Genomic DNA, 19,877 nt, shown 5'->3' on the forward strand with positions numbered 1-19,877 from the left:
ACCTCCCGTCAGGAGCACCACGGCACATGAACGACACCCACCCCACCGTCACGGTCGGAACCGGACCTCTCACCATCGCCGACGTCGTCGCGGTCGCCCGCCACGACGCCCGTGTCGAGATCGAGGAGGCCGCGCTCGCCGAGATCCGCCGCAGCCGCCAGATCGTCGACGCCCTCGCCGACGACACCGTCCCGCACTACGGCATCTCCACCGGGTTCGGCGCCCTCGCCACCAAACACATCCCCCTCGAACAGCGCACGCAGCTGCAGCTCGGACTCATCCGCAGCCACGCCGCCGGATCCGGCCCCGAGGTCGAGCGGGAGGTCGTCCGCGCCCTCATGCTCCTGCGCCTTTCCACCCTCGCCACCGGCCGCACCGGCGTGCAGGAGTCCACCGCCCGCGCCTACGCCTCCCTCCTCAACGCCGGCATCACGCCCGTCGTCCGCGAGTACGGCTCCCTCGGCTGCTCCGGCGACCTCGCCCCCCTCGCGCACTGCGCCCTCGCCTGCCTCGGCGAGGGGGAGGTCCGCGACGCCTCCGGCGAGCTCATGCCCGCCGCCGACGCCCTCGCCGCCGCCGGCATCGAACCGATATCGCTGCGGGAGAAGGAGGGTCTGGCCCTCATCAACGGCACCGACGGCATGCTCGGCCAGCTCGCTCTCGCCATCACCGACCTCACCGACCTCCTCAAGGTCGCCGACGTCACCGCCGCGATGAGCGTCGAGGGTCTCCTCGGCACCGACGACGTGTTCGCCGCCGACCTCCAGAACCTCCGACCCCACCCCGGCCAGGCCGACTCCGCCGCCAACCTGGGGGCCGTCCTCGCGCACAGCCCCATCCGCGAGAGTCACCGCGACCCCGCCTCGTGCACCCGCGTGCAGGACGCCTACTCCCTCCGCTGCACCCCGCAGGTGCACGGCGGCGCCCGCGACACCCTCGCGCACGCGCGCCTCGTCGCCGGCCACGAGCTGTCCGCCGCCGTCGACAACCCCGTCGTCACCCCCGACGGCCGCGTCGAATCCAACGGAAACTTCCACGGTGCCCCGGTCGCCTACGTCCTCGACTTCCTCGCGATCCCCCTCGCCGACGTCGCCTCGATGAGCGAACGCCGCACCGACCGGTTCCTTGACCGTGCCCGCAACAACGGCCTCCCGCCGTTCCTCGCCGACGACCCCGGCGTCGACTCGGGCCACATGATCGCCCAGTACACGCAGGCCGCGATCGTCTCCGAGCTCAAGCGGATCGCCGTCCCGGCCTCCGTCGATTCCATCCCGAGCAGCGCGATGCAGGAGGACCACGTCTCCATGGGGTGGTCCGCCGCGCGCAAGCTCCGTCGCGCCGTCGACGGGCTGCGGCGGGTCCTCGCCGTCGAGATGCTCACCGCCGCGCGTGGCATCGCCCTCCGGGCGCCGCTCGAGCCGTCGCCCGCCACCGGTGCCGTCGTCGACCTCCTCCGCTCGTCCGGGTGGCCCGGCCCCGGCCGCGACCGCTACCTCGCGCCCGAGATCGAGGCGGCCGTCGAACTCATCGCCACCGGCCGTGTCCTCGACGCCGTCGAGAAGGCCACCGGTCCGCTCGCCTGAGCGGCCACGCGCCTGCGAGGCGGGTGGAACCGACATGCCGGCAGGGTGCGCACGTGGCGCAGTCCGCCGGTGTCGTCGTGGATTCGGTCGTGTGAGCCCGGGCGACGGTGCTCACGCCGAGGGCGTGGAGACCTGGCGGGAAGGGGAGGGCGTCGGTTCGTGGCGGTACGTCCAGGAGGTGAGCGCCGTCGCCGTCATCGCGACGAGCACGCCGAGGAAGATGTGCGCGGCGACGGCCGCCGCCTCTCCGAGGGCGTACTGGACCCCCGCGAGCACGGCCATCGTGACGGCGAGGACGAGGTTCACGCGGCCGACCCACTGCCGGAGCACGATGTAGACGAGAGCTCCGACCAGGCACGTCACGAGGGTGAGGATCGCGCCGACCGCGTGGTGAGGTCGGCACTGCGACTCCCCGGCGAGGAAGGCCGACGCCCACCCCGCCTGCCCGACGACGAGGGACAGCTCGAGGGTGGCGACGAGGCGCGCGACGATCATCGGGACGGACGGAGGAGTCATGCCTGGACCTTCCGGCGAGGACCGGCGGGGGAGAGGCGGGCCGCGGGCCGGCCGGAACACCGGAGGCCCGGTCGAGCCGCCGACCGCGGCCTCGACGCAACCCTAGGGTGAGTGCATGGGATCGGTGGTCATGCGCGTGGACCAGGCGGGAGCGGTCGTCGACCGCGTGCAGCAGTGGCGGCCCTATCAAGCCTGGCGGCGGTACTCGGTGACGAAGGCGGGGATGCTCGCCGGGGGATCGCGTTCTCCGCGCTCTTCGGCATCGCGGCGGCGCTGACGATCGCATGGACGGTGTTCATGGCGACCCTCGGCGACGACCCCGCCCTGCAGAGTCGGGTCGTCGACGCCTGAACACGTGGCTGCCCGGTGTCCTCCGCACCTCGACGACGCCCGGGATGATCGATCCGGACGACCTCGTCCTCGCTTCTGCGTGGCAGCCCGCGTCGATCGTCGCGACCGGGGTGCTCCGGTGGACCGCGGTCGGAATCATGACGAACATCCGCTCGACGAGCGGCCGAACTACGTCACCCTCTCCGCGCCGGAGACGCTCGAGTGGCCGTACCAGGACGTCACCGGTCAGGTCGACGTCGAACCGCACCCCGACGAGGAGACCGCGCCCTCACGGGTGGCCGCGCGGCTCGACCGCCTCGGCAGGGGACGGCCCCCGACGCACGAGGCGACGGGGGCCGAGTCCGAGGGACGCCCGAGGCGTCGGGCGGCAGGTGTCAGACGATGGCGCCGTTGGCGTCGGGGTGGTCGACCCCGGGGGTGCCCTGCGTGCCGCCGGGGACCGAGGTCGGGTCGGCCGAGCCCTGCGTGACCTGGGCCTCCTTCGTCGCCGCCTCCATCTGACGGCGCACGTCCTCCATGTCGAGGGCGCGGACCTGGCCGATGATGTCCTCGAGGGCCTCGGCGGGCAGCGCACCGGGCTGCGCGAAGACGGGGATGCCCTGGCGGATCGCCATGATCGTGGGGATCGACGAGATGTTCGCGGCCGCCGCGAGCTCCTGCTCGGCGTCGGTGTCGACCTTTGCGAACGTGACGTCGGGGTGCTTCTCGCTCGCCGCCTCGAAGATGGGCGCGAAGTTGCGGCACGGGCCGCACCACGAGGCCCAGAAGTCGATGAGGACGATCTCGGACGACTGCATGGTCTCGTCGAAGTTGGCGGTGGTCAGTGCGGTGGTCGTCATGCGTCGTTCAACGCTCGGACGTGCCGTCGCATTCCACGACGATGCCGTTACGCTGATCGGGTACCCGGGCGCGGCGTCGCGTCGGGCACCGTCACCGCCTCCGCCGCCGGTGGCAGCCACGAGGAGGAGGGGCCCCGTGGGGTCCGGCGGCGAAGGCGGCGACGCATGCCTGCTAGCCTGTTCTCTCGTACGTCCGTCCCGCCTCGCCTCGGCGAGCGCGCCTTCGTCTCCGGTCCCCCGGTCACGGTGCGGACGTGCCGCCCGTACGACCGCCCGACCATCTCGGTCCGAGGCGACCACCACGACATGACGAGGGGCTCCACCACGCCCCCGCGCGGGCATCCGTCCGCGTCCCGGCCACCACCGGGGTCGCCCCGGCATCGCTGCCGGGACACGAGGCTCGTTCATCTCCGCACCACGTCGGATACCTGGAGCGTGCCTTCGATCCGACTGAAGAAGGAAGCAAGAGATGAGCCCGAAGAACCCCGACGCGTCCAAGAAGCCGCGCTGGTCCGCGGCGAAGAAGGCCGCGAAGCGCACCCCCACCACCTCCGTCCGGCCCGACCGGGCGCCCGCTCGTGCGGGTCGCCGGTTCGACCGGGACGACCGTCGTGACGACACCCGCCGCGACGACCAGCGCGGCTGGACCGACCGCGGCCGCGACGACCGTGCCCCGCGGCGTCGCGACGACGACCGCGGTGCACGCGGCCCCCGCGGCGGCGACCGCCGTGGCTCCCGCTGGGAGGACCGCGGCCCCCGTCGTGACGCCCGCGACGACCGTCGCGGCTCCCAGGACCGGCCCTACGGGCGTCGTGACGACCGCACCGACGACCGTTACGGCAACCGTGCCGGTACCGACCGGCGCAGCGACGACCGCGGTGGTTACCGCGGCGGACAGGGGCGGGACGACCGTCGCTCCGGTGGCCGCTACGACGACCAGCGTTCGAGCGGACGCTACGACGGCCGCCGCTCGACGGGGCGTCGCGACGACCGCGACTCCTTCCGTGGCGGCGACCGTCGCGACGACCGCGGCTACCGCGGCGACACGCGCCGTGACGACCGCGGGTTCCAGCGCAACGACGACCGCGGCCACCAGGGCCGTGACGACCGCCGCTACCAGGGTCGTGACGACCGCCGCAACGACCGTGGTTTCGACCGCGGTCCGGCACGCGACGCGAGGAACGACCGGGGCGACGAACGCCGTAACGACCGTGGCTACGGGCGACGGGACGACCGCGGCTTCGATCGCCGTGACGACCGTGGCTTCGATCGCGGCTTCGACCGTCGCGAGGACCGGTACCCCCGTCGTGACGACCGTGCGCGTGACTCGGACCGTCGTGAGGACCGCTACCCCCGTCGGGACGACCGCGGCTTCGACCGCCGTGACGACCGTCGCGGGGATCGCGACGCCCGCGGTTGGCGCCGTGAGCGTCCGGCCTACGTGCGTCCTGCCGATGCTCCTGCGGCCCAGGCGGAGCGTCTCCGCCGCAAGGAGCTGCCCGTCGTCGAACGCCCCGAGCGTGACGAGACCGTCGCCCCCGTCGACACGGTCCGGTCGGATGCCCCGGCCGAGGCGCGTCCCGCGGAACGTCGCGAGGTCGACGTCGTCGCCGCCCCCGACGCCCCGGAGCCCCGGCGTGAGACGGTCGTCGAGACCGTCGTCACCGACAGCGCGCCGGACGCCTCGGAGGCGTCCGCAGCGACCCCGTCCGGCGACGCCGGGCACCTGACCGACGCCGCCCCCGCGGCGACGGCGGATGCCGCCGCCATCGATGCGAGCGGCGACGTCTCCGGCGACCACGCCTCCGAGCCCACGGACTCGGTCGTCGTGCAGGCCGGCACCGCCCACGCCGCGCCGACCACCCCGGCGGCCGAGGACGCGGACGAGACCCAGAAGGACCGAAAGGACACCCCGGCGCCCACGTTCGTCGACCTCGGAGTCCCGAAGGTCCTCGCGGACCGGCTTGCGCGGGAGGGCATCACGACCCCGTTCCCGATCCAGCAGGCGACGATCCCCGACGCGCTCGCGGGCCGCGACGTCCTCGGACGCGGCCGCACGGGTTCGGGCAAGACGTACGCGTTCGGTCTGCCGCTGCTCGCGCGTCTCGCCGAGGGGGGGCGCGCGAAGCCCAACCTGCCGCGTGCGCTCGTCCTCTCGCCGACGCGTGAGCTCGCCATGCAGATCGGCGACGCGCTGCAGCCGCTCGTCCACGTGGCGGGCCTGCGCCACAAGCTCGTCGCCGGCGGCATGCCGTACCCGCCGCAGTTCGACGCGCTCGACCGGGGCGTCGACGTCCTCGTCGCCACGCCGGGCCGCCTCAACGACCTCATCGAGCGAGGCGCCTGCACCCTCGACGCGGTCGAGATCGTCGTCCTCGACGAGGCCGACCACATGGCCGACATGGGGTTCCTCCCCGAGGTCACCGAAATCATGGACAAGGTTCCCGCGGGCGGGCAGCGACTCCTCTTCTCGGCGACGCTCGACAAGGGCATCGACACCCTCGTGGAGTCCTACCTCGTCGACCCGGTGACGCACTCCACCGACGACGCGCAGGCGAGCGTCGCGACGATGGACCACCACATCCTCCTCGTCGACCCCGCGCACAAGAAGGTCGTCACCGCCCACGTCGCCAACCGCGGCGGGCACACGATCGTCTTCGCGCGCACCAAGCTCGGCGCCGACCGCATCGCGCTGCAGCTCCGGGAGCAGGGCGTCTTCGCCGCCGCGCTCCACGGCGGCCTCTCGCAGGCGGCCCGTAACCGGGTCCTCGCCGCGTTCCGCGACGGTGAGCTGCCCGTTCTCGTCGCGACCGACGTCGCCGCGCGCGGCATCCACGTCGACGACGTGGGCGTCGTCATGCAGGTCGACCCGCCCGCCGATCACAAGGACTACCTCCACCGCGCCGGCCGTACGGCCCGAGCGGGGGAGAAGGGCACGGTCGTGACGCTCGCGCTGCCGCACCAGAAGCGACTCATGCAGCGCATCGCCGACCAGGCCGGACTCGACATCACGCCGGAGCGTGTCGCGCCGAACGACGAGCGTCTCCGTGAGCTCACGGGTGCGCACCGGCCGAGCGGCGCGCCGATCCCCGAGGAGCGTCTGCGTCGTCTCATGGAGCCGCCGCCCCGCCCGCGTCGCGGCGGGTTCCGTCCCGGCGGTCGTGGCCAGGGTGGTCGTCAGGGCGGCCGTGGCCAGGGTGGTCGCGGCGGCGGTTACCGCGGCCAGGGCGGTCACGGAGGCGGCCAGGGCGGCCGCGGCCGCGACGATCGCGGCCCCCGCTACTGACGGACGTGTGATCGCTGCGCGTGACGCGTGCGGTGTCGAGCCTCGTGCTCCACGACTGTGACGAACGCCGGTCGACTCCCTTCGGAGGGGCGACCGGCGTTCGTCGTGCTCCGGGCGGCACAATGGGGAGACCATGAACCCCTCGACGAACCTCGCAGGTCGACTCCTCGTCGCCGCGCCCGGGACCGGCGGTGACGTGTTCCACCGCGGCGTCGTCCTGGTGCTCCACCACGACGAGGACGGCGCCCACGGACTCGTCCTCAACAAGCCCATCGAGGCCGACGTGTCGACGGTGCTGCCCGCGTGGCAGGAGCACGTCGTCGCGCCGGGGCGGTTGTTCCAGGGTGGACCGGTCGGGCTCGACACGGCCCTCGGCCTCGTGCGGCTCGAGCATGACGATGCGGGGGAGGCCCTCGGGATCCTGCCGCTGTTCGACCGGATCGGTGTCATCGACCTCGACGCGCCGCCGGAGATCGTCGTGCCCCACGTGAGTGCCGTCCGCGTCTTCGCCGGCTACTCCGGCTGGTCGTCCGGGCAGCTCGAGGACGAACTCGAGGCCGGTGCCTGGTTCGTCGTCGACGCCCGGCCGGGGGACCCGTTCGTGCCCGTCCCCGAGATCGTGTGGAGTATGGTGCTCCGCCGCGCCGGTGGCACCCTCGCCTGGCTCGCCACCTACCCCGAGGACCCTCGGCTCAACTGAGCCCCTCGTCGCCCCCCGCAGCCCCGGGGTGTGCCGTCCCTCCCTCGCGAATCCACTCCCTTCGCAACGGTTTTGCCTCCCGAGGGCTCTCGATTCGTCCTCCCGGCGTTCTCCGACCCGGCGCGTTCCTGTCGATAGGGGAGCGTCGTGTCGTCAAGCCGGGGGTCGTGCATGTCGGGTCGTCCGTGGACGCAGCGTGGTCGCTTCGTCGTGCCTCGTGTGCTTCCCCGGTGGGGTGCGTTCCTGCTGGCCCTCGTGCTCGTCGCGCTGACGGTGCAGGTCGGGATCGGCGTGCTCTCCTCCGGGGCACCCGCCCAGGCCGCCACTCCCGTCGCCGGGAGGGGGACGTCCACCGACGACAGGATCACGCTGACGGTGACGTCCTCGGCGAACGCGCTGCCCGCAACGGGATCGACGGTGACGCTCACGTACGTCGTGAACAACCCCACGTTTGAGCCCGCGTACTACCGCAGCCTCACCGACTCCGCCTGCAGTACCCCCGGATACACGCCGCAGTCGGGACTTCAGAACGACGGCAGCCGGTGGTGGATACCGGCAGGCGGCACGGCGACGTTCACGTGCGGATTCCTCGTCACGCAGGACACCACCTCCACAGCGACGGCCGTCTTCGACACCGCCACCGACGCGACGAGTGCTTACACGCAGTCGACGGCCGTCGCGACGACGACGATCGCCGTGGCCGACGACCCGTGCAAGACGATCTGGTACTCCGCCGAGAACACGCAGACGAGCATCCCGATCGGCGGCACGATCGGCACCGTCTCCACGACGGCGGGGACCCCGCCCTACGCCCAGGCCATGAAGTTCGGCGAGATCACGGGGGCCGATGGCAGCACAGGAAGTTCCGCGTTCGCGATCGATCCGAGTTCGGCGAGTTCCTCGACGACACCGAACAGGGCCTACTTCATCGGGCAGCGCAACGGCACCCTGCTGGGGCTGTACTCGCTCGATCTCGGGACCAGGACCGCGAGGAAGGTGGCCTCGTCCTCCCCTGCCACGACGACCTACCGCCTCACCGCCGACAAGTCCGGCACCGTCTGGAGCTGGGCGACGGACAACTCGCTCTACTCGCTCGCCAAGGGCTCGACGCAGTGGGTCCGACACCCGATCTCCGCGATCACCGACGTCAGGGGTCAGACGCTCAGTACGGCCTCCCTCCAGTCGGGCGACCTCGCCGTCGGCGGCAACGGCAACCTGTGGCTCCTCGGCGCGGATCAGACGACCAGGAGGACCTACCTCATCGTCATCCCGGCCGCCCAGACCGCCTCGACGTCGGGCATCAGGGCCACGCTCGTCGGTCAGATGACGAGCCCGAGCAACGGCGGGTTCTACAACGGCATCGACTTCGGCTCCGACGGCCATCTGTACGCCTCGACGGGCCCGAACGCGACGAGCAACCCTGCGGCATCGACGAGCACGAACCAGCTCTACGACGTGGACATGGCGACGGGGAAGAGCATGCTCGTGTCGTCGGCGTCGCCGGCGAACGTGGGCTCGGTCGGCGACCTCGGCTCGTGTGCGCTGCCCCGTTCGGAGTTGCGTGTGCTCAAGACGGTGTCGACGGCGACGCCGTCGGTGAAGGCGGGCGACCTCGTCACGTACACGGTGCGGGTGGCGAACCTGGGCAAGCTCGCCTCGGTCGGGGCGACGCTCACGGATGCGATCCCCGCGAACACGACGTACGTGGCGAACTCGACGACCCTCAACGGTGTGGCCGTCGCCGACGCGGCGGGTGCGATGCCGTACTCGGTCTCTCCGGCGACGGAGGTCCACAGCGCGGGGGCGAATCCCGGCGTCGTCGCCGCCGGCGCGACCGCCACCGTGCGGTTCACGGTCAAGGTGAACGACCCGTTGGATCCCGCGGTCACGCGGATCTCGAACCAGGCGACGGTCGTCGACGTGAGCGAGAGGGTGAGATCGGACGACCCCAACGTGCCGGGTGACGGTGACGCGACGACGGTCCCCATCGCCGAGGCGGGCATCGCGGTGACGAAATCCGCCGACACGACGAGGATCACCGGCTCGGGTGACGTGACGTACACGTTCGTCGTGACCAACACCGGCAACGAGCCCCTGGCGCGCGTCCGTCTCACCGACGCCGTGACGAGCAACCGCGGGGACGGCACGGGACGCTCCTACGCGCCGCTCGCCGGGACCGCCTGTGCCGCCCCCACCCTCAACGCGGGGTCCGACGGGAACGGGAACGGGCTCTCGACTTCGGGGAACGCTGGGTCTACACGTGCACCGAACCCCTCGCCTGGACCACCGGTGACCCCGACTCCTGGACCGTGCACGACATGGCCACCGCCTCCGGCGTCGGCACCGTCAGCGGCGTCACCGTCCAGGCTCCGTCGAACGGGGTCGACGTCGCGGTCGACCGGAAACCGGCCACGATCGACGTCCGCAAGGACGCGGGTCCCGTCGTCGGTCCCGACTCCGAGAACGGCATCGTGGATGCCCGGTACACCGTAACGGTGACGAACTCCGGGCAGAGGGACGGCACCTACGGCCCCCTCACCGACGCACCCGCCTTCCCCGCGGAGGCGAACGTCGTCGAGGCGAAGGTCATGGCACCCGGGGCCACCGACTACACGACGATTGCGGGAACTGGGCCGTTCGCGTTGACGAGTGGCCCGACGACGCTCGCCGCGGGCGCGAGCCACGAGTACCGCGTCGTCATTCGCTACGAGTGGACGAAGACCGCCACGCAATCGAAGGCGGCCGACTGCGCCGCTGAGCCCACCCCGGGACAGGGCCTCTACAACGTCACGTCCCTGCCCGCCGGCCAGGAGACCGACACGAGCAACAACGCCGCCTGCTCGGCCCCGAGCCCGCAGCCCGATCCCGGTATCGACCTCAAGAAGTACGCCTCCGGACCGGTCGACGCCGACCACAGCGGCGGGGTGTCCGAGGGCGACACGATGACGTATACGTTCGTCGTCACGAACAAGAGCAAGACGCTGACGCTCAAGGACATCAAGGTCAACGACCCGACGGTCGGCACGGTGACCTGCGCGCAGGACGAGCTAGCCGTCGAGGCCTCGACGACCTGCACCGCCGCGAAATACGCCCTGACCCAGGGGGACGTCGCCGCGGGGTCGATCACCAACGAGGCCACGGCGAGCGGTCTGCCGCCCGGCGGCCTCGACCGCGTCACCGCCAGCGACTCCACCACCACCCCGCTGCCGTCGAACGGTGGGCTGACGCTGACGAAGACGGCGACGAACACCACCCATGCCGGGGCGACGCCCAATACGGGCGATCAGATCTCCTACTCCTTCACGGTGAAGAACACAGGGGCCACGACCCTCACGAACGTTGCCGTCACCGACCCTGAGGTCGGACGGGTCGCATGTAGCGACACCACCCTGAGCCCGGGGGCCTCGACCGCGTGCACGGCCTCGAAGACGTACGCAGTGACATCCGCGGACGTCTCGGCGGGCAGCGTGGTCAACATCGCCTCGGCGACCGCCACGTCGGGCGGAAAGACCGTGTCGGCCGACGCCTTGGCGACCGTGCTGATCGCACCGGCGAACCCCGAGATCTCCCTGACCAAGAAGATCGTGGAGATCACCGATTCTGCGCCGGTCGGCCTCGACGCGGGTGACCTCGTCACCTACAGCCTCACCGTGACGAATACGGGCAACGTCCCGGTGCGCACCATCTACGCCGACGACACCGGGCTCAACATCTTCGGCATCTCGTGTCGGAACGAACTCCTCGCGCCGGGGGAGAGCACGACGTGTGGCGTCGACACCGGCGACGGCACGGGCAGCAAGACGCTCACCCTCCCCATCGGTCAGGTGGCGCTGGACGCGGGGAAGCTGAGCAACTCCGCCACGGCCTACGCCTACGGCCCGGTGAGCAAGACCACCGTCTCGGCGAGCGACACGGCCACCCTCGACCTCACGGCCGACTCGCGATTCAAGAACGCCCTGCAGTTGACGAAGAAGTCGGGCCAGATCGTCGACGCCAACGGCAACGGCATCACCGACGAGGGCGACGCCATCGGCTACGCCTTCGAGGTGAAGAACACCGGGTCGCAGACCCTGAACCTGCTCGAGGTGAACGACCCCGGGCTCGTCACTAAGCACCTCACCTGCGAGTACGCGATCATCCGGCCGTCGGAGACGACGATCTGCATCTCCAAGACGGGGCACGTGTTGGAAGAGGCCGAGGTCATCGCCGGCACCTACACGAACAAGGCCACGGCCCAGGCGAAGACCCCGCAGGGCACGGTCGTGACGTCGAACGAGGCGTCGGCGACGTCGACCATCCCCAACACCCCGACGATCAAGCTCGAGAAGATCGCTGGGCCGGTCACGGACGTCGCGGGCACCCCTGCCGGTGACAGCCGCGGCGACACGATCGCCTACACGTTCCGGGTGACGAACACCGGCGGCGTACCCGTGACGGGCGCGACGATCACGGACGCCAAGCTCAAGCTCGACGGTGTGGCCTGCGGCGGCGGCACCATCGCGCCGGGCGCGACGCTCGACTGTGCGATCCCGGCGTCGTCGGCGACGTACACCCTGACCCGCGCCGACGTGAACGCGGGCGAGGTGGTGAACACCGCGACGGCCACCGCGGGTGATGCCACGGACACGGCGGAGGTGCGCACGACACTGGTCCCCATGCCGTCCCTGACCCTCGTCAAGAGTCACGACGGAGGAGACGAGCCGCGCCGTGTCGGCGACGTGGTCACGTACCGCTTCACCGTCCGCAACGACGGCGCCGGCACGGTGAAGGACCTCCGCATCAACGACCCACGCCTTGGGCTCGACGGCTTCTGCGGGAGCGAGGGAACGACAATCCCCTCGGTGGGTACCGGTGACGACGCCCCGGACTCGGCGTACGGCCTCACCTGCAGCCTCGTCGGCCGGTACGTGGTGACCGACGAGGACGTCGCAGGGGGACGCGTCGCCAACACGGCGACGGCGACGGCGCTCACCGTCGCGGGCGCGACCCTTACCGCCGAGGACGACGACGACGTCCCCACGACCGACGCGCCACGTCCTCAGGAGCCCACGCCTCCGTCCCCGCCCACCGATCCCACCCCCACCCCCGAGCCGGGGGCGTTGGGTCTGACGAAGACGGCGCGGCTCACGACGGACAAGGGGGCGCAGGGCGTCGCGGACGTCGGTGACGTCATCACGTACGGGTTCGTCGTGACGAACCCGTCGGGTGTGGAGGTGCCGTCGGTGTCGGTGTCGGATGCGCGACTGACCGCGGCGGGGATCTCCGTCACGTGCCCGAGCGGCCCCCTCGCGCCGGGCGCGTCGACGACGTGCTCGGCCGCGCCCTACACCGTGACCGCGGCCGACCTCGCGGCCGCTGTGGCGGGCGACGGCCGCATCACGAACACCGCCACGGCGAGCGGGGGAGAGGTGACCTCACCGCCCGCGTCGGCCTCCGTGCCCGCGGCGCCGACCCCGGCGATCGCGCTCCGCAAGACCGCGTCCCTGAGCACCGACCGCGGCACCGCGGGGGTCCTCGACGCGGGCGATGTCATCACGTACTCCTTCGTCGTGACGAACACCGGTCCCACGCCGCTCACCGGCGTCGCGCTCAGCGACCCGACCGCTGGGGCGACGACCTGCCCGAAGACCGAGCTCGCCCGCGGTGAGTCGATGACGTGTGCGGCACCCGCCCACACCGTCACCGCGGCCGACGTCGCCGCCGGAGCCGTCACCAACACCGCCACCGTCGCCGCCACCGGCCCCGGCGGGGTGAAGGTCGACGCCACCGACACGGCCGTCCTCGGGCGCCCGGCCCCCCGCATCGACCTCGTCAAGACCGCCACCCTCACCACCGACACCGGAGTGCGTGGCGCCGCCGACACCGGTGACGTCATCACCTACGGCTTCACCGTGACGAACCCGGGCAACGTGCCGCTCACCGGCGTGCGCGTCTCCGACCCGACGCTCGGCGCCGTCACGTGCCCCAAGACCGACCTGGCCGTGGGCGAGTCGATGCGGTGCGCCGGCCCGACCCGCACCGTGACGAAGGCCGACGTCGACGCCGGCACCGCCCTCTCCAACACGGCGACGGCGACGGGCACCCCGCCCGCCACGACCCCGCCCACGACCCCGCCCACGACGTCCCCCGGCCCGGCACCGTCGCCCACCGGCGAACCCACGGGGACGCCGACGGGGCCCACCACCCCCGACCCCGTCGACGACTCCGCGACGGTCACCGTCCCCGTCGCGCCCAAGCCCGTCGCCCGCGTCGACATGACGAAGTCGTTCGCCTGGGCCGACGGCGGCTCCCGCACGACGGCGAACGTCGGCGACGGCATCCTCTACACGTTCACGGTCGTCAACAGCGGAACGACGACCGTCCGCGACGTCACCGTGAACGACCCCCGCCTCGCCGCGCTCGGGATCTCCGTGGCGTGCCCACGCGGCGACGTCCGCCCCGGCGACTCCGTGACGTGCCGGGCCTCGGCGCCGTACCGGATCACCGAGGCCGACGCGCGACGGGGGAGCGTGCTCAACACCGCCGTCGCCCAGGCGACGAGCCCCGGCGGCACCGTGGGCGCCGGACCGACGAAGCCGTCCTCCTCGAAGGACACCGTGACGGTCCCGGTACGCCCCGGCGCGCCCCCCCGTCCGAACCGTCCGAAGTCCCCGGCGACCCACACGCCCGGTACGCCTCGGCCCGACGCGACGCGGCCCGGTTCGACGCGGCCCGGTTCGACCCGGCCCGGTTCCACGCGCCCGGGGTCGACCCGCCCGACGGTGACGTGGCCGGGCTCCGGTCGACCGTCGCCGTGGCCCGGCTCCTCCCACACCCCCGGAGTCCCGGGCAGGACGACGTGCCGGACGTGCGATCCGGCGTCGCCGTGGGGACCCACGCGCCCAGGAACGACGGGCGTCAAGGGCAAGGGCGTCGCCGTCGGTGACGGCCCGCCGGTGCCTCCCGACGGCCCCGGCGACCCGTTCGCGACGCTGCCCACCGTCGCCGACGCCGCCCCGGCGCCGTCGACCGGGAACGCGCAGGCCGCAGGCCCGCAGGCTGCCCCCGCGACCCCGGTGCGTCCGCGTCTGCTCCGCGGCGAGGCCACCGGACTCGTCGGAGTCGGGCTCGTGCTTCCCGCCTCACTCGCGGTGTTCCTCACCGCGCGCCGCCGCCAACGACTGGCCCGCGCCTCTTCGGTTGTCGCACAGGCACGCCGCCCCTGACGCCGCTCAGGACCCCTCGGGCGGGGCCGATGAAAAGACGTTCCATGTCCACGCCCGAGGGAGTCCCGAGTGATCGTCGATCGACGTCCTGCACGAAGGAGCGTCGCCCGACCCGGCGGCTCCGGCATCCTGCGCCTCCTCGCCGCCGGCACGGCGACGGTGCTCGCCGCGGCCGGACTCGCCGCCCCCCTCACGGGCGAGGCAGCTCGCGCCGCCACCCCCGCCACCGCTCCCGCCTCGCCGACGACATCGGCACCCTCCCGCACCACGGCCTCACCCGGCCTCACGCGCACGGGCCGCAGCGCCGACGGACGTCTCACGCTCACCGTCACTCCGTCGGTCGACACGCGCGCCGTGCCCATCAGCGGAACCGCCGTCGAGGTCACGTACCGCGTGACGAACACGACGGCCAACCCCGCCTACTACCGCGGCCTCAGCGACACCGGCTGCAGCACCCCCGGCATCGACCCCGACGACCCGAACCACGGCGGGCTGGCATCCGACGGTGTGCGCTGGTGGGTCCCTGCCCGCGGAACCGCGACGTTCTCGTGCGACGTCCTCGTCACGGAGGCCGGAACGGCGGTCGCGACGGCGACGTTCGACACGAGCCTCGAGGACACCGCCGCCCCCACGGCGTCCGTCGCGACCGTGCGTACGCCGATCAGCATGGCGACGCACCCCTGCGACACGATGTGGTACTCCTCGACTCCGACGCCGCTCGGCGCCCCCGTCCCCACCTCGCCCGGCACGATCGGCCGCATCGACACCCGCAAGGGCAAGCGCACCTTCACCCCCGTGTTCCGCTTGGGCGCGCTCGCCGGAGGACGTGCCGGCACCGGCAGCCCGGCCTTCGCCGTCGACGCGAGCCGCCCGCACTCGGCCTACTTCGTCGGTGACAGCGCCGGTGTCTCCCGCGGACTGTTCCGCCTCGACCTCCGCACCGGCGCGACGATGCAGGTCACGGGCGTCTCCCCGGCGACGTCGACCCTGCGCCTCGCCGCCGACAAGGTCGGCCGCGTATGGAGCTGGGCCGTCGACGGTCACCTCTACACCCTCGAACCCGGCTCCTCCACCTGGACGGAACGCCGCCTCGCCTCGATCACCGACGTCGACGGCCGACAGCTCGACGTCTCCTCCTTCCAGGCCGGTGACATCGCCGTCGGCGGCAACGGCGGACTGTGGATGATCGCCGGCGACCAGATCAGCCGCCGCACCTACGTCCTCACCCTCCCCTCCGACGTGTCGAGCACGGCGGCCCTGGAGGCGACCGTCGTCGGACGCGTCGCGAGTCCCCCGAACGGCGGGTACGACAACGGCCTCGACTTCGGCGCCGACGGGCACCTCTACTCGACGACCGGCCCGAACGCCGCCGGCGACGGCGCCACCGCGGGCACCAACCAGCTCTTCCGCATCGACCCGGCCACGGGCTCCCGCACCGTCGTCGGCACCGCGCCGACGGCTGGCGTCGGTTCCGTCGCCGACGTCGGCTCCTGCGCTCTGCCCCGTTCCGACCTCTCCGTGACGACGACGACCTCCGCCGAGACGTCGTCCGTGACCACGGGCGACCGCATCACGTACACCGTGCGCGTCGCGAGCATCGGCCGCGTCGCCTCCGTGCGCAGCCGTCTCCTCGACACCATCCCCGCCCACACCCGCTATGTCCCCCGCTCCACGACCCTCAACGGCATCGCCGTCGCCGACGTCGACGGCGCGATGCCGTACACCGCCCGCGACGCCGAGGGCCACGGCCGCACGGAGATCCACAGTCCCGGTGCCCGCCGCGGCGTCGTCGCCGCCGGCAAGAGCGCCGTCGTCCGGTTCACCGTCCAGGTGGGCGACGTCAAGGGCGTCGACGAGATCACCCACCGCCCCGTCGTCGTCGACAAGTCCCGCACGTTCGTCTCCGACGACCCGACGCGCCCCGGCCGCGAGGACGCCACCGCGACGCTCGTCGCCCGCCCCCGCATCCAGGTGACGCAGTCCGTCGACTCCTCGTCGGTGACGGGCACGGGTGCGGCGACGTACGTCGCCGTCGTCCGCAACGTCGGCACCGAGCCGCTCGCCGGCGTCTCCCTCGACGGGACGACGACCGCCAAGCGTGGCGACGCCACCGGCCCCGTCGACGACGACACGTGCGCCCACCCCATGCTCCGGCGCAGCAGCGACGCCGCCGGCGACGGCCTCCTCGACGTCGGCGAGGTCTGGGTCTACACGTGCACCCAACCCATCCGCTGGGGCCCCGGCGACCCCGACTCGTGGACGGTCGGCCGCACCGCGTCGACGACTGCCGCCGGCGGCGTCTCCTCCGACGTCGTCGACGCGAACGCCGACCCGGTCGAGACCGTCGTCCGCGTCGCCCCCGCCGCCCTCGACGCGTCCACCGAACGCGCCACCGTCGTCGGCCCCGACTCCGCCACCGGCCGACTCGAGGCGACGTACACCGTGCGCGTGCGGAACTCCGGGCAGAAGGGCACGACATACGCGGCCCCGACGTTCCGCCCGCAGTTCGCCCGCGGGCTCCGCGTCGTCGGCGCCCGTTACATGACGCCCGACGCGCCGGACCGCCCCCTGCAGGCGCTGCTCGCCGCGGACGGCTCGTTCACCCTCGGGGAGGGTGAGCGGCCCATCGGCGCCGAGCGCACCCACGACTACAAGGTCGCCGTCGCCCTCATGTGGACGAGCACGACTCCCGCAGCACCCTGCTCGGGTCGTGCGGGCGGCGGTCTGTACGCCTCCGTCGACCTCGCCGACGGCGTCGAGAAGGGCACGCGGCGCAACAACGCGACGTGTCTCACCCCGCCTGCGCCGCCGGCGCCGCGCGTCGCCCTCACCCAGACCTCCGGCGGCGTCGTCGACGCCGACGGCGACGGACGCATCGGGGTCGGCGACACCGTCTCCCACGCGTTCGTCGTGACGAACCACAGCCGCACACTCACGCTCTCCGACATTCGCGTCGACGCGCCGCTCGCGGGCACGGTGACGTGCGCCGCCGACCGGCTCGCCGTCGGGGCCCGCACGATGTGCCGAAGTGAACCCCACCGGCTCACCGTCGCCGACCTCGCCCGCGGCTCGATCACCTCGACCGCCCGCGTCTCGGCGACCCCGCCCGGGCTCCCCGCCCGCACGGCCCGCGCCTCGACGACGACCCGCATCCCCACGACGACCGGCGTCCGCCCCGGCCTCGGATCCGCCACGGGGACGCCACGAGTGCGCGTCACCCGCACCGTCGCGCTCGCCGACACCGACCGTGACGGTTCCGCCGGCGCAGGGGATCTCGCCACCCACACGTTCACCGTGCAGAACACGGGGACAGCGACCGTACGTGCCCTCTCCGTCGACGCCCCCGGCCTCGGCCTCACCGGTTTCTCCTGCACGAACGCCGACCTCCGCCCCGCTGCCCGCACGACGTGCCGCGTCGTCGTGCCGCTCGGCCAGCGGGCCGTCGACGCAGGCGTCCTCCGCGGCACCGCGACGATCACCGCCCGCCACGCCGGTCGCCCGGTCACCACCCGTACCGGCGTGCGGTTCGACCTCCTCAGGTCGAAACCTGCCGTGCGCAACGCGCTGAGCCTCACGAGCCTGCCCGGCGGCATCATCGACGCCAACGCCTCCGGCACCGTCGACCCCGGTGACCTCATCCGGTACGCCTTCGACATCCGCAACACCGGCACCCAGACCCTCGACCTCCTCCAGGTTCGCGACGCCGGACTCCCCAACGCGCTCAACCGCGCCGAGGGCACGTGCACCCAGGGCACCCTCGCCCCCGGCGAGAGCACGACGTGCCTGTCCAAGCTCGGTCACGCCATCACCGCCGCGGACCTCCGCGCCGGGGCGTTCACCAACGCGGCCGTCGCCACCGCCCGCGACCCGCGCGGCAAGGTCGTCGCCTCCGCGACCGCCCGCAGCCGCAAGACCATCCCGAACGCCCCGCGCGTCGTCCTCGAGGTCGTCCCCGGCTCCGTCGTCGACGCCCACGGCACCCGCCCCGGGGACAGTGCGGGCGACACGCTCGGCTACCACTACCTCGTCCGCAACGTCGGCGGCACGCCCGTCACCGACATCCGCCTCACCGATCCCGCCCTCGGACTCGACGCCACGCCGTGCGCCACCGGCATCGCCGGACCGGCCGCCCCGCTCCGTCCCGGTGCCACCCGCCGCTGCGGCGTCGCGACCGCGTACGTCCTCACCCGACGGGACGTCGACGCCCGCCGCATCGTCCGCACGTCCACGGTGACCGTCGCCGGCCCCGACGGCAAGGACCGCACGACGCGGTCGAAGCCCGTGACGACGACCCTCACGCCGCGACCCGGTGTCGCGCTCACCCTCACGCACGACGGCGGTTCCCGCGCACGGCGTGTCGGTGACCGCATCCGCTACCGCTACACGGTGACGAACACCGGCGCCGGGACGCTCTCCTCGGTCCGCATCGTCGACCCCCGCCTCGGCATCGACGCGCCGTGTACGACCGCGCAGGCGACGGTGCCCTCCACCGGCCCCGGGCGTCGCCTCGTGTGCACCCTCACCGGCGGGCACACCGTCACCCGCGAGGACGTCGCCGGCGGACGCGTCCAGAACGACGCCGAGGTCGTCGCCGCCGCCGGGCTCGGCATCGTCCGGGCCTCCGCGACCGACGTCGTCCCCACCGCCGCCCCGAGCGTCTCCGCACGGCTCGTCCCCTCCGGCGCGTCGATCACCGACGTCGACGGCGACGGACGTACCGGCGCAGGTGATCTGCTCGAGCACCGCTTCACCGTGACGAACACGGGCGACCTGCCCGTCGTCGCCACCTCGCTCACCGACCGCGCGTTCCGCAGCACCGGGCGCCCCTGCCCGAGCGACGCGATCGAACCGGGAGAGTCCGTCGAGTGCCGACTCACCCGCACCCTGAGCGCCGCGGACGTCCGCGCCGGTCGCCTCACGACCGCCAGCGTCGTCGGGGTCCGCGCCGGCCGCCGCACCGCCGCGGCCCGCAGCGGTCACACGGTGCTCCTCTCCGCGCGGAGCCCCCTCGCCGTGCGCCAGCGCACGACGCTCGTCGACAGCAACGGCAACGGGTTCCTCGACGCCGGCGAACGCGCGACGTTCACCGTCTCCGTGACGAACGTGAGCCACCGCACCGGGGAGCCCGCCACGTACACCCGCATCGTCGTCGACGACCCAATGTTCACCGGCATCGATCCCGCCTGCGTCCTGCCCGAGGGCGGCCTCCGCCCCGGCGCGACCGTGACGTGCCGCCCCGTGACGTGGCGCGCCACGCCCCAGGACACGGTCGCGGTGCGCTGCGCCACACGGTCACCACCCGGGCGATCCCCACCGCCGGCGTCGAGACGGCGTCGTCCGCACCGTCGCGCGCGGTGGTGCGTACGACGCCCGCCACGCCCGGCATCGGTCTACGCG

Annotated in this window: 9 protein-coding genes; 7 read left to right on the forward strand and 2 right to left on the reverse strand. The window is 73.0% G+C overall.

What is annotated here, in order from left to right; translation table 11 throughout:
- Positions 1–26 precede the first annotated feature (26 nt).
- Positions 27–1,583: a histidine ammonia-lyase gene (gene hutH / locus MOPEL_RS08140; RefSeq protein WP_009482403.1), complete on the forward strand. Its 1,557-nt coding sequence runs from the start codon at positions 27–29 to the stop codon at positions 1,581–1,583.
- A 111-nt stretch (positions 1,584–1,694) separates the two neighbouring features.
- On the opposite strand, the gene MOPEL_RS17215 is transcribed toward hutH, so the two are convergent.
- Positions 1,695–2,099, reverse strand: a complete 405-nt coding sequence (locus tag MOPEL_RS17215) for a hypothetical protein (RefSeq protein ID WP_009482404.1) — start codon at positions 2,097–2,099, stop codon at positions 1,695–1,697.
- A gap of 174 nt (positions 2,100–2,273) precedes the next feature.
- On the opposite strand from MOPEL_RS17215, the gene MOPEL_RS17680 reads away from it, so the two are divergent.
- The gene (locus tag MOPEL_RS17680; protein ID WP_009482405.1) at positions 2,274–2,450 is read left to right on the forward strand and encodes a hypothetical protein; all 177 of its coding nucleotides are present in this window, start codon (positions 2,274–2,276) and stop codon (positions 2,448–2,450) included.
- A gap of 374 nt (positions 2,451–2,824) precedes the next feature.
- On the opposite strand, the gene trxA is transcribed toward MOPEL_RS17680, so the two are convergent.
- On the reverse strand, positions 2,825–3,289 hold the full coding sequence (gene trxA / locus MOPEL_RS08150; RefSeq protein ID WP_009482406.1) for a thioredoxin: 465 nt from the start codon (positions 3,287–3,289) through the stop codon (positions 2,825–2,827).
- A 469-nt stretch (positions 3,290–3,758) separates the two neighbouring features.
- Here trxA and MOPEL_RS08155 point away from each other — a divergent pair, with 469 nt between their 5' ends.
- The 5 genes from MOPEL_RS08155 to MOPEL_RS08170 form a co-directional block, all read left to right on the forward strand.
- On the forward strand, positions 3,759–6,575 hold the full coding sequence (locus tag MOPEL_RS08155) for a DEAD/DEAH box helicase (protein ID WP_009482407.1): 2,817 nt from the start codon (positions 3,759–3,761) through the stop codon (positions 6,573–6,575).
- A 133-nt stretch (positions 6,576–6,708) separates the two neighbouring features.
- A complete protein-coding gene (locus tag MOPEL_RS08160) occupies positions 6,709–7,275 on the forward strand; it encodes a YqgE/AlgH family protein (protein ID WP_009482408.1) in 567 nt (188 codons plus the stop codon).
- A 171-nt stretch (positions 7,276–7,446) separates the two neighbouring features.
- Positions 7,447–9,768, forward strand: a complete 2,322-nt coding sequence (locus MOPEL_RS16630; protein WP_009482409.1) for a CLIPPER-2 domain-containing protein — start codon at positions 7,447–7,449, stop codon at positions 9,766–9,768.
- 95 nt (positions 9,769–9,863) lie between these two features.
- Entirely contained in the window at positions 9,864–14,480 is a 4,617-nt protein-coding gene (locus MOPEL_RS18480) for a CLIPPER-2 domain-containing protein (protein ID WP_444542956.1), read from the forward strand.
- Between the two features lie 69 nt (positions 14,481–14,549).
- A partial coding sequence (locus MOPEL_RS08170; RefSeq protein WP_009482411.1) for a CLIPPER-2 domain-containing protein occupies positions 14,550–19,877 on the forward strand: 5,328 nt, incomplete at its 3' end.

It is taken from the genome of Mobilicoccus pelagius NBRC 104925 (assembly GCF_000247995.1).
In the GTDB taxonomy this organism is placed as follows: domain Bacteria; phylum Actinomycetota; class Actinomycetes; order Actinomycetales; family Dermatophilaceae; genus Mobilicoccus; species Mobilicoccus pelagius.

What these genes read in the sequence shown, in the direction of transcription:
- MOPEL_RS16630 (WP_009482409.1), top strand. Translation starts at nt 7,447, where the DNA reads ATGTCGGGTCGTCCGTGGACGCAGCGTGGTCGCTTCGTCGTGCCTCGT.
- hutH (WP_009482403.1), top strand. Translation starts at nt 27, where the DNA reads ATGAACGACACCCACCCCACCGTCACGGTCGGAACCGGACCTCTCACC.
- MOPEL_RS08160 (WP_009482408.1), top strand. Translation starts at nt 6,709, where the DNA reads ATGAACCCCTCGACGAACCTCGCAGGTCGACTCCTCGTCGCCGCGCCC.
- MOPEL_RS17215 (WP_009482404.1), bottom strand. Translation starts at nt 2,099, where the DNA reads ATGACTCCTCCGTCCGTCCCGATGATCGTCGCGCGCCTCGTCGCCACC.
- MOPEL_RS08155 (WP_009482407.1), top strand. Translation starts at nt 3,759, where the DNA reads ATGAGCCCGAAGAACCCCGACGCGTCCAAGAAGCCGCGCTGGTCCGCG.
- trxA (WP_009482406.1), bottom strand. Translation starts at nt 3,289, where the DNA reads ATGACGACCACCGCACTGACCACCGCCAACTTCGACGAGACCATGCAG.
- MOPEL_RS18480 (WP_444542956.1), top strand. Translation starts at nt 9,864, where the DNA reads ATGGCACCCGGGGCCACCGACTACACGACGATTGCGGGAACTGGGCCG.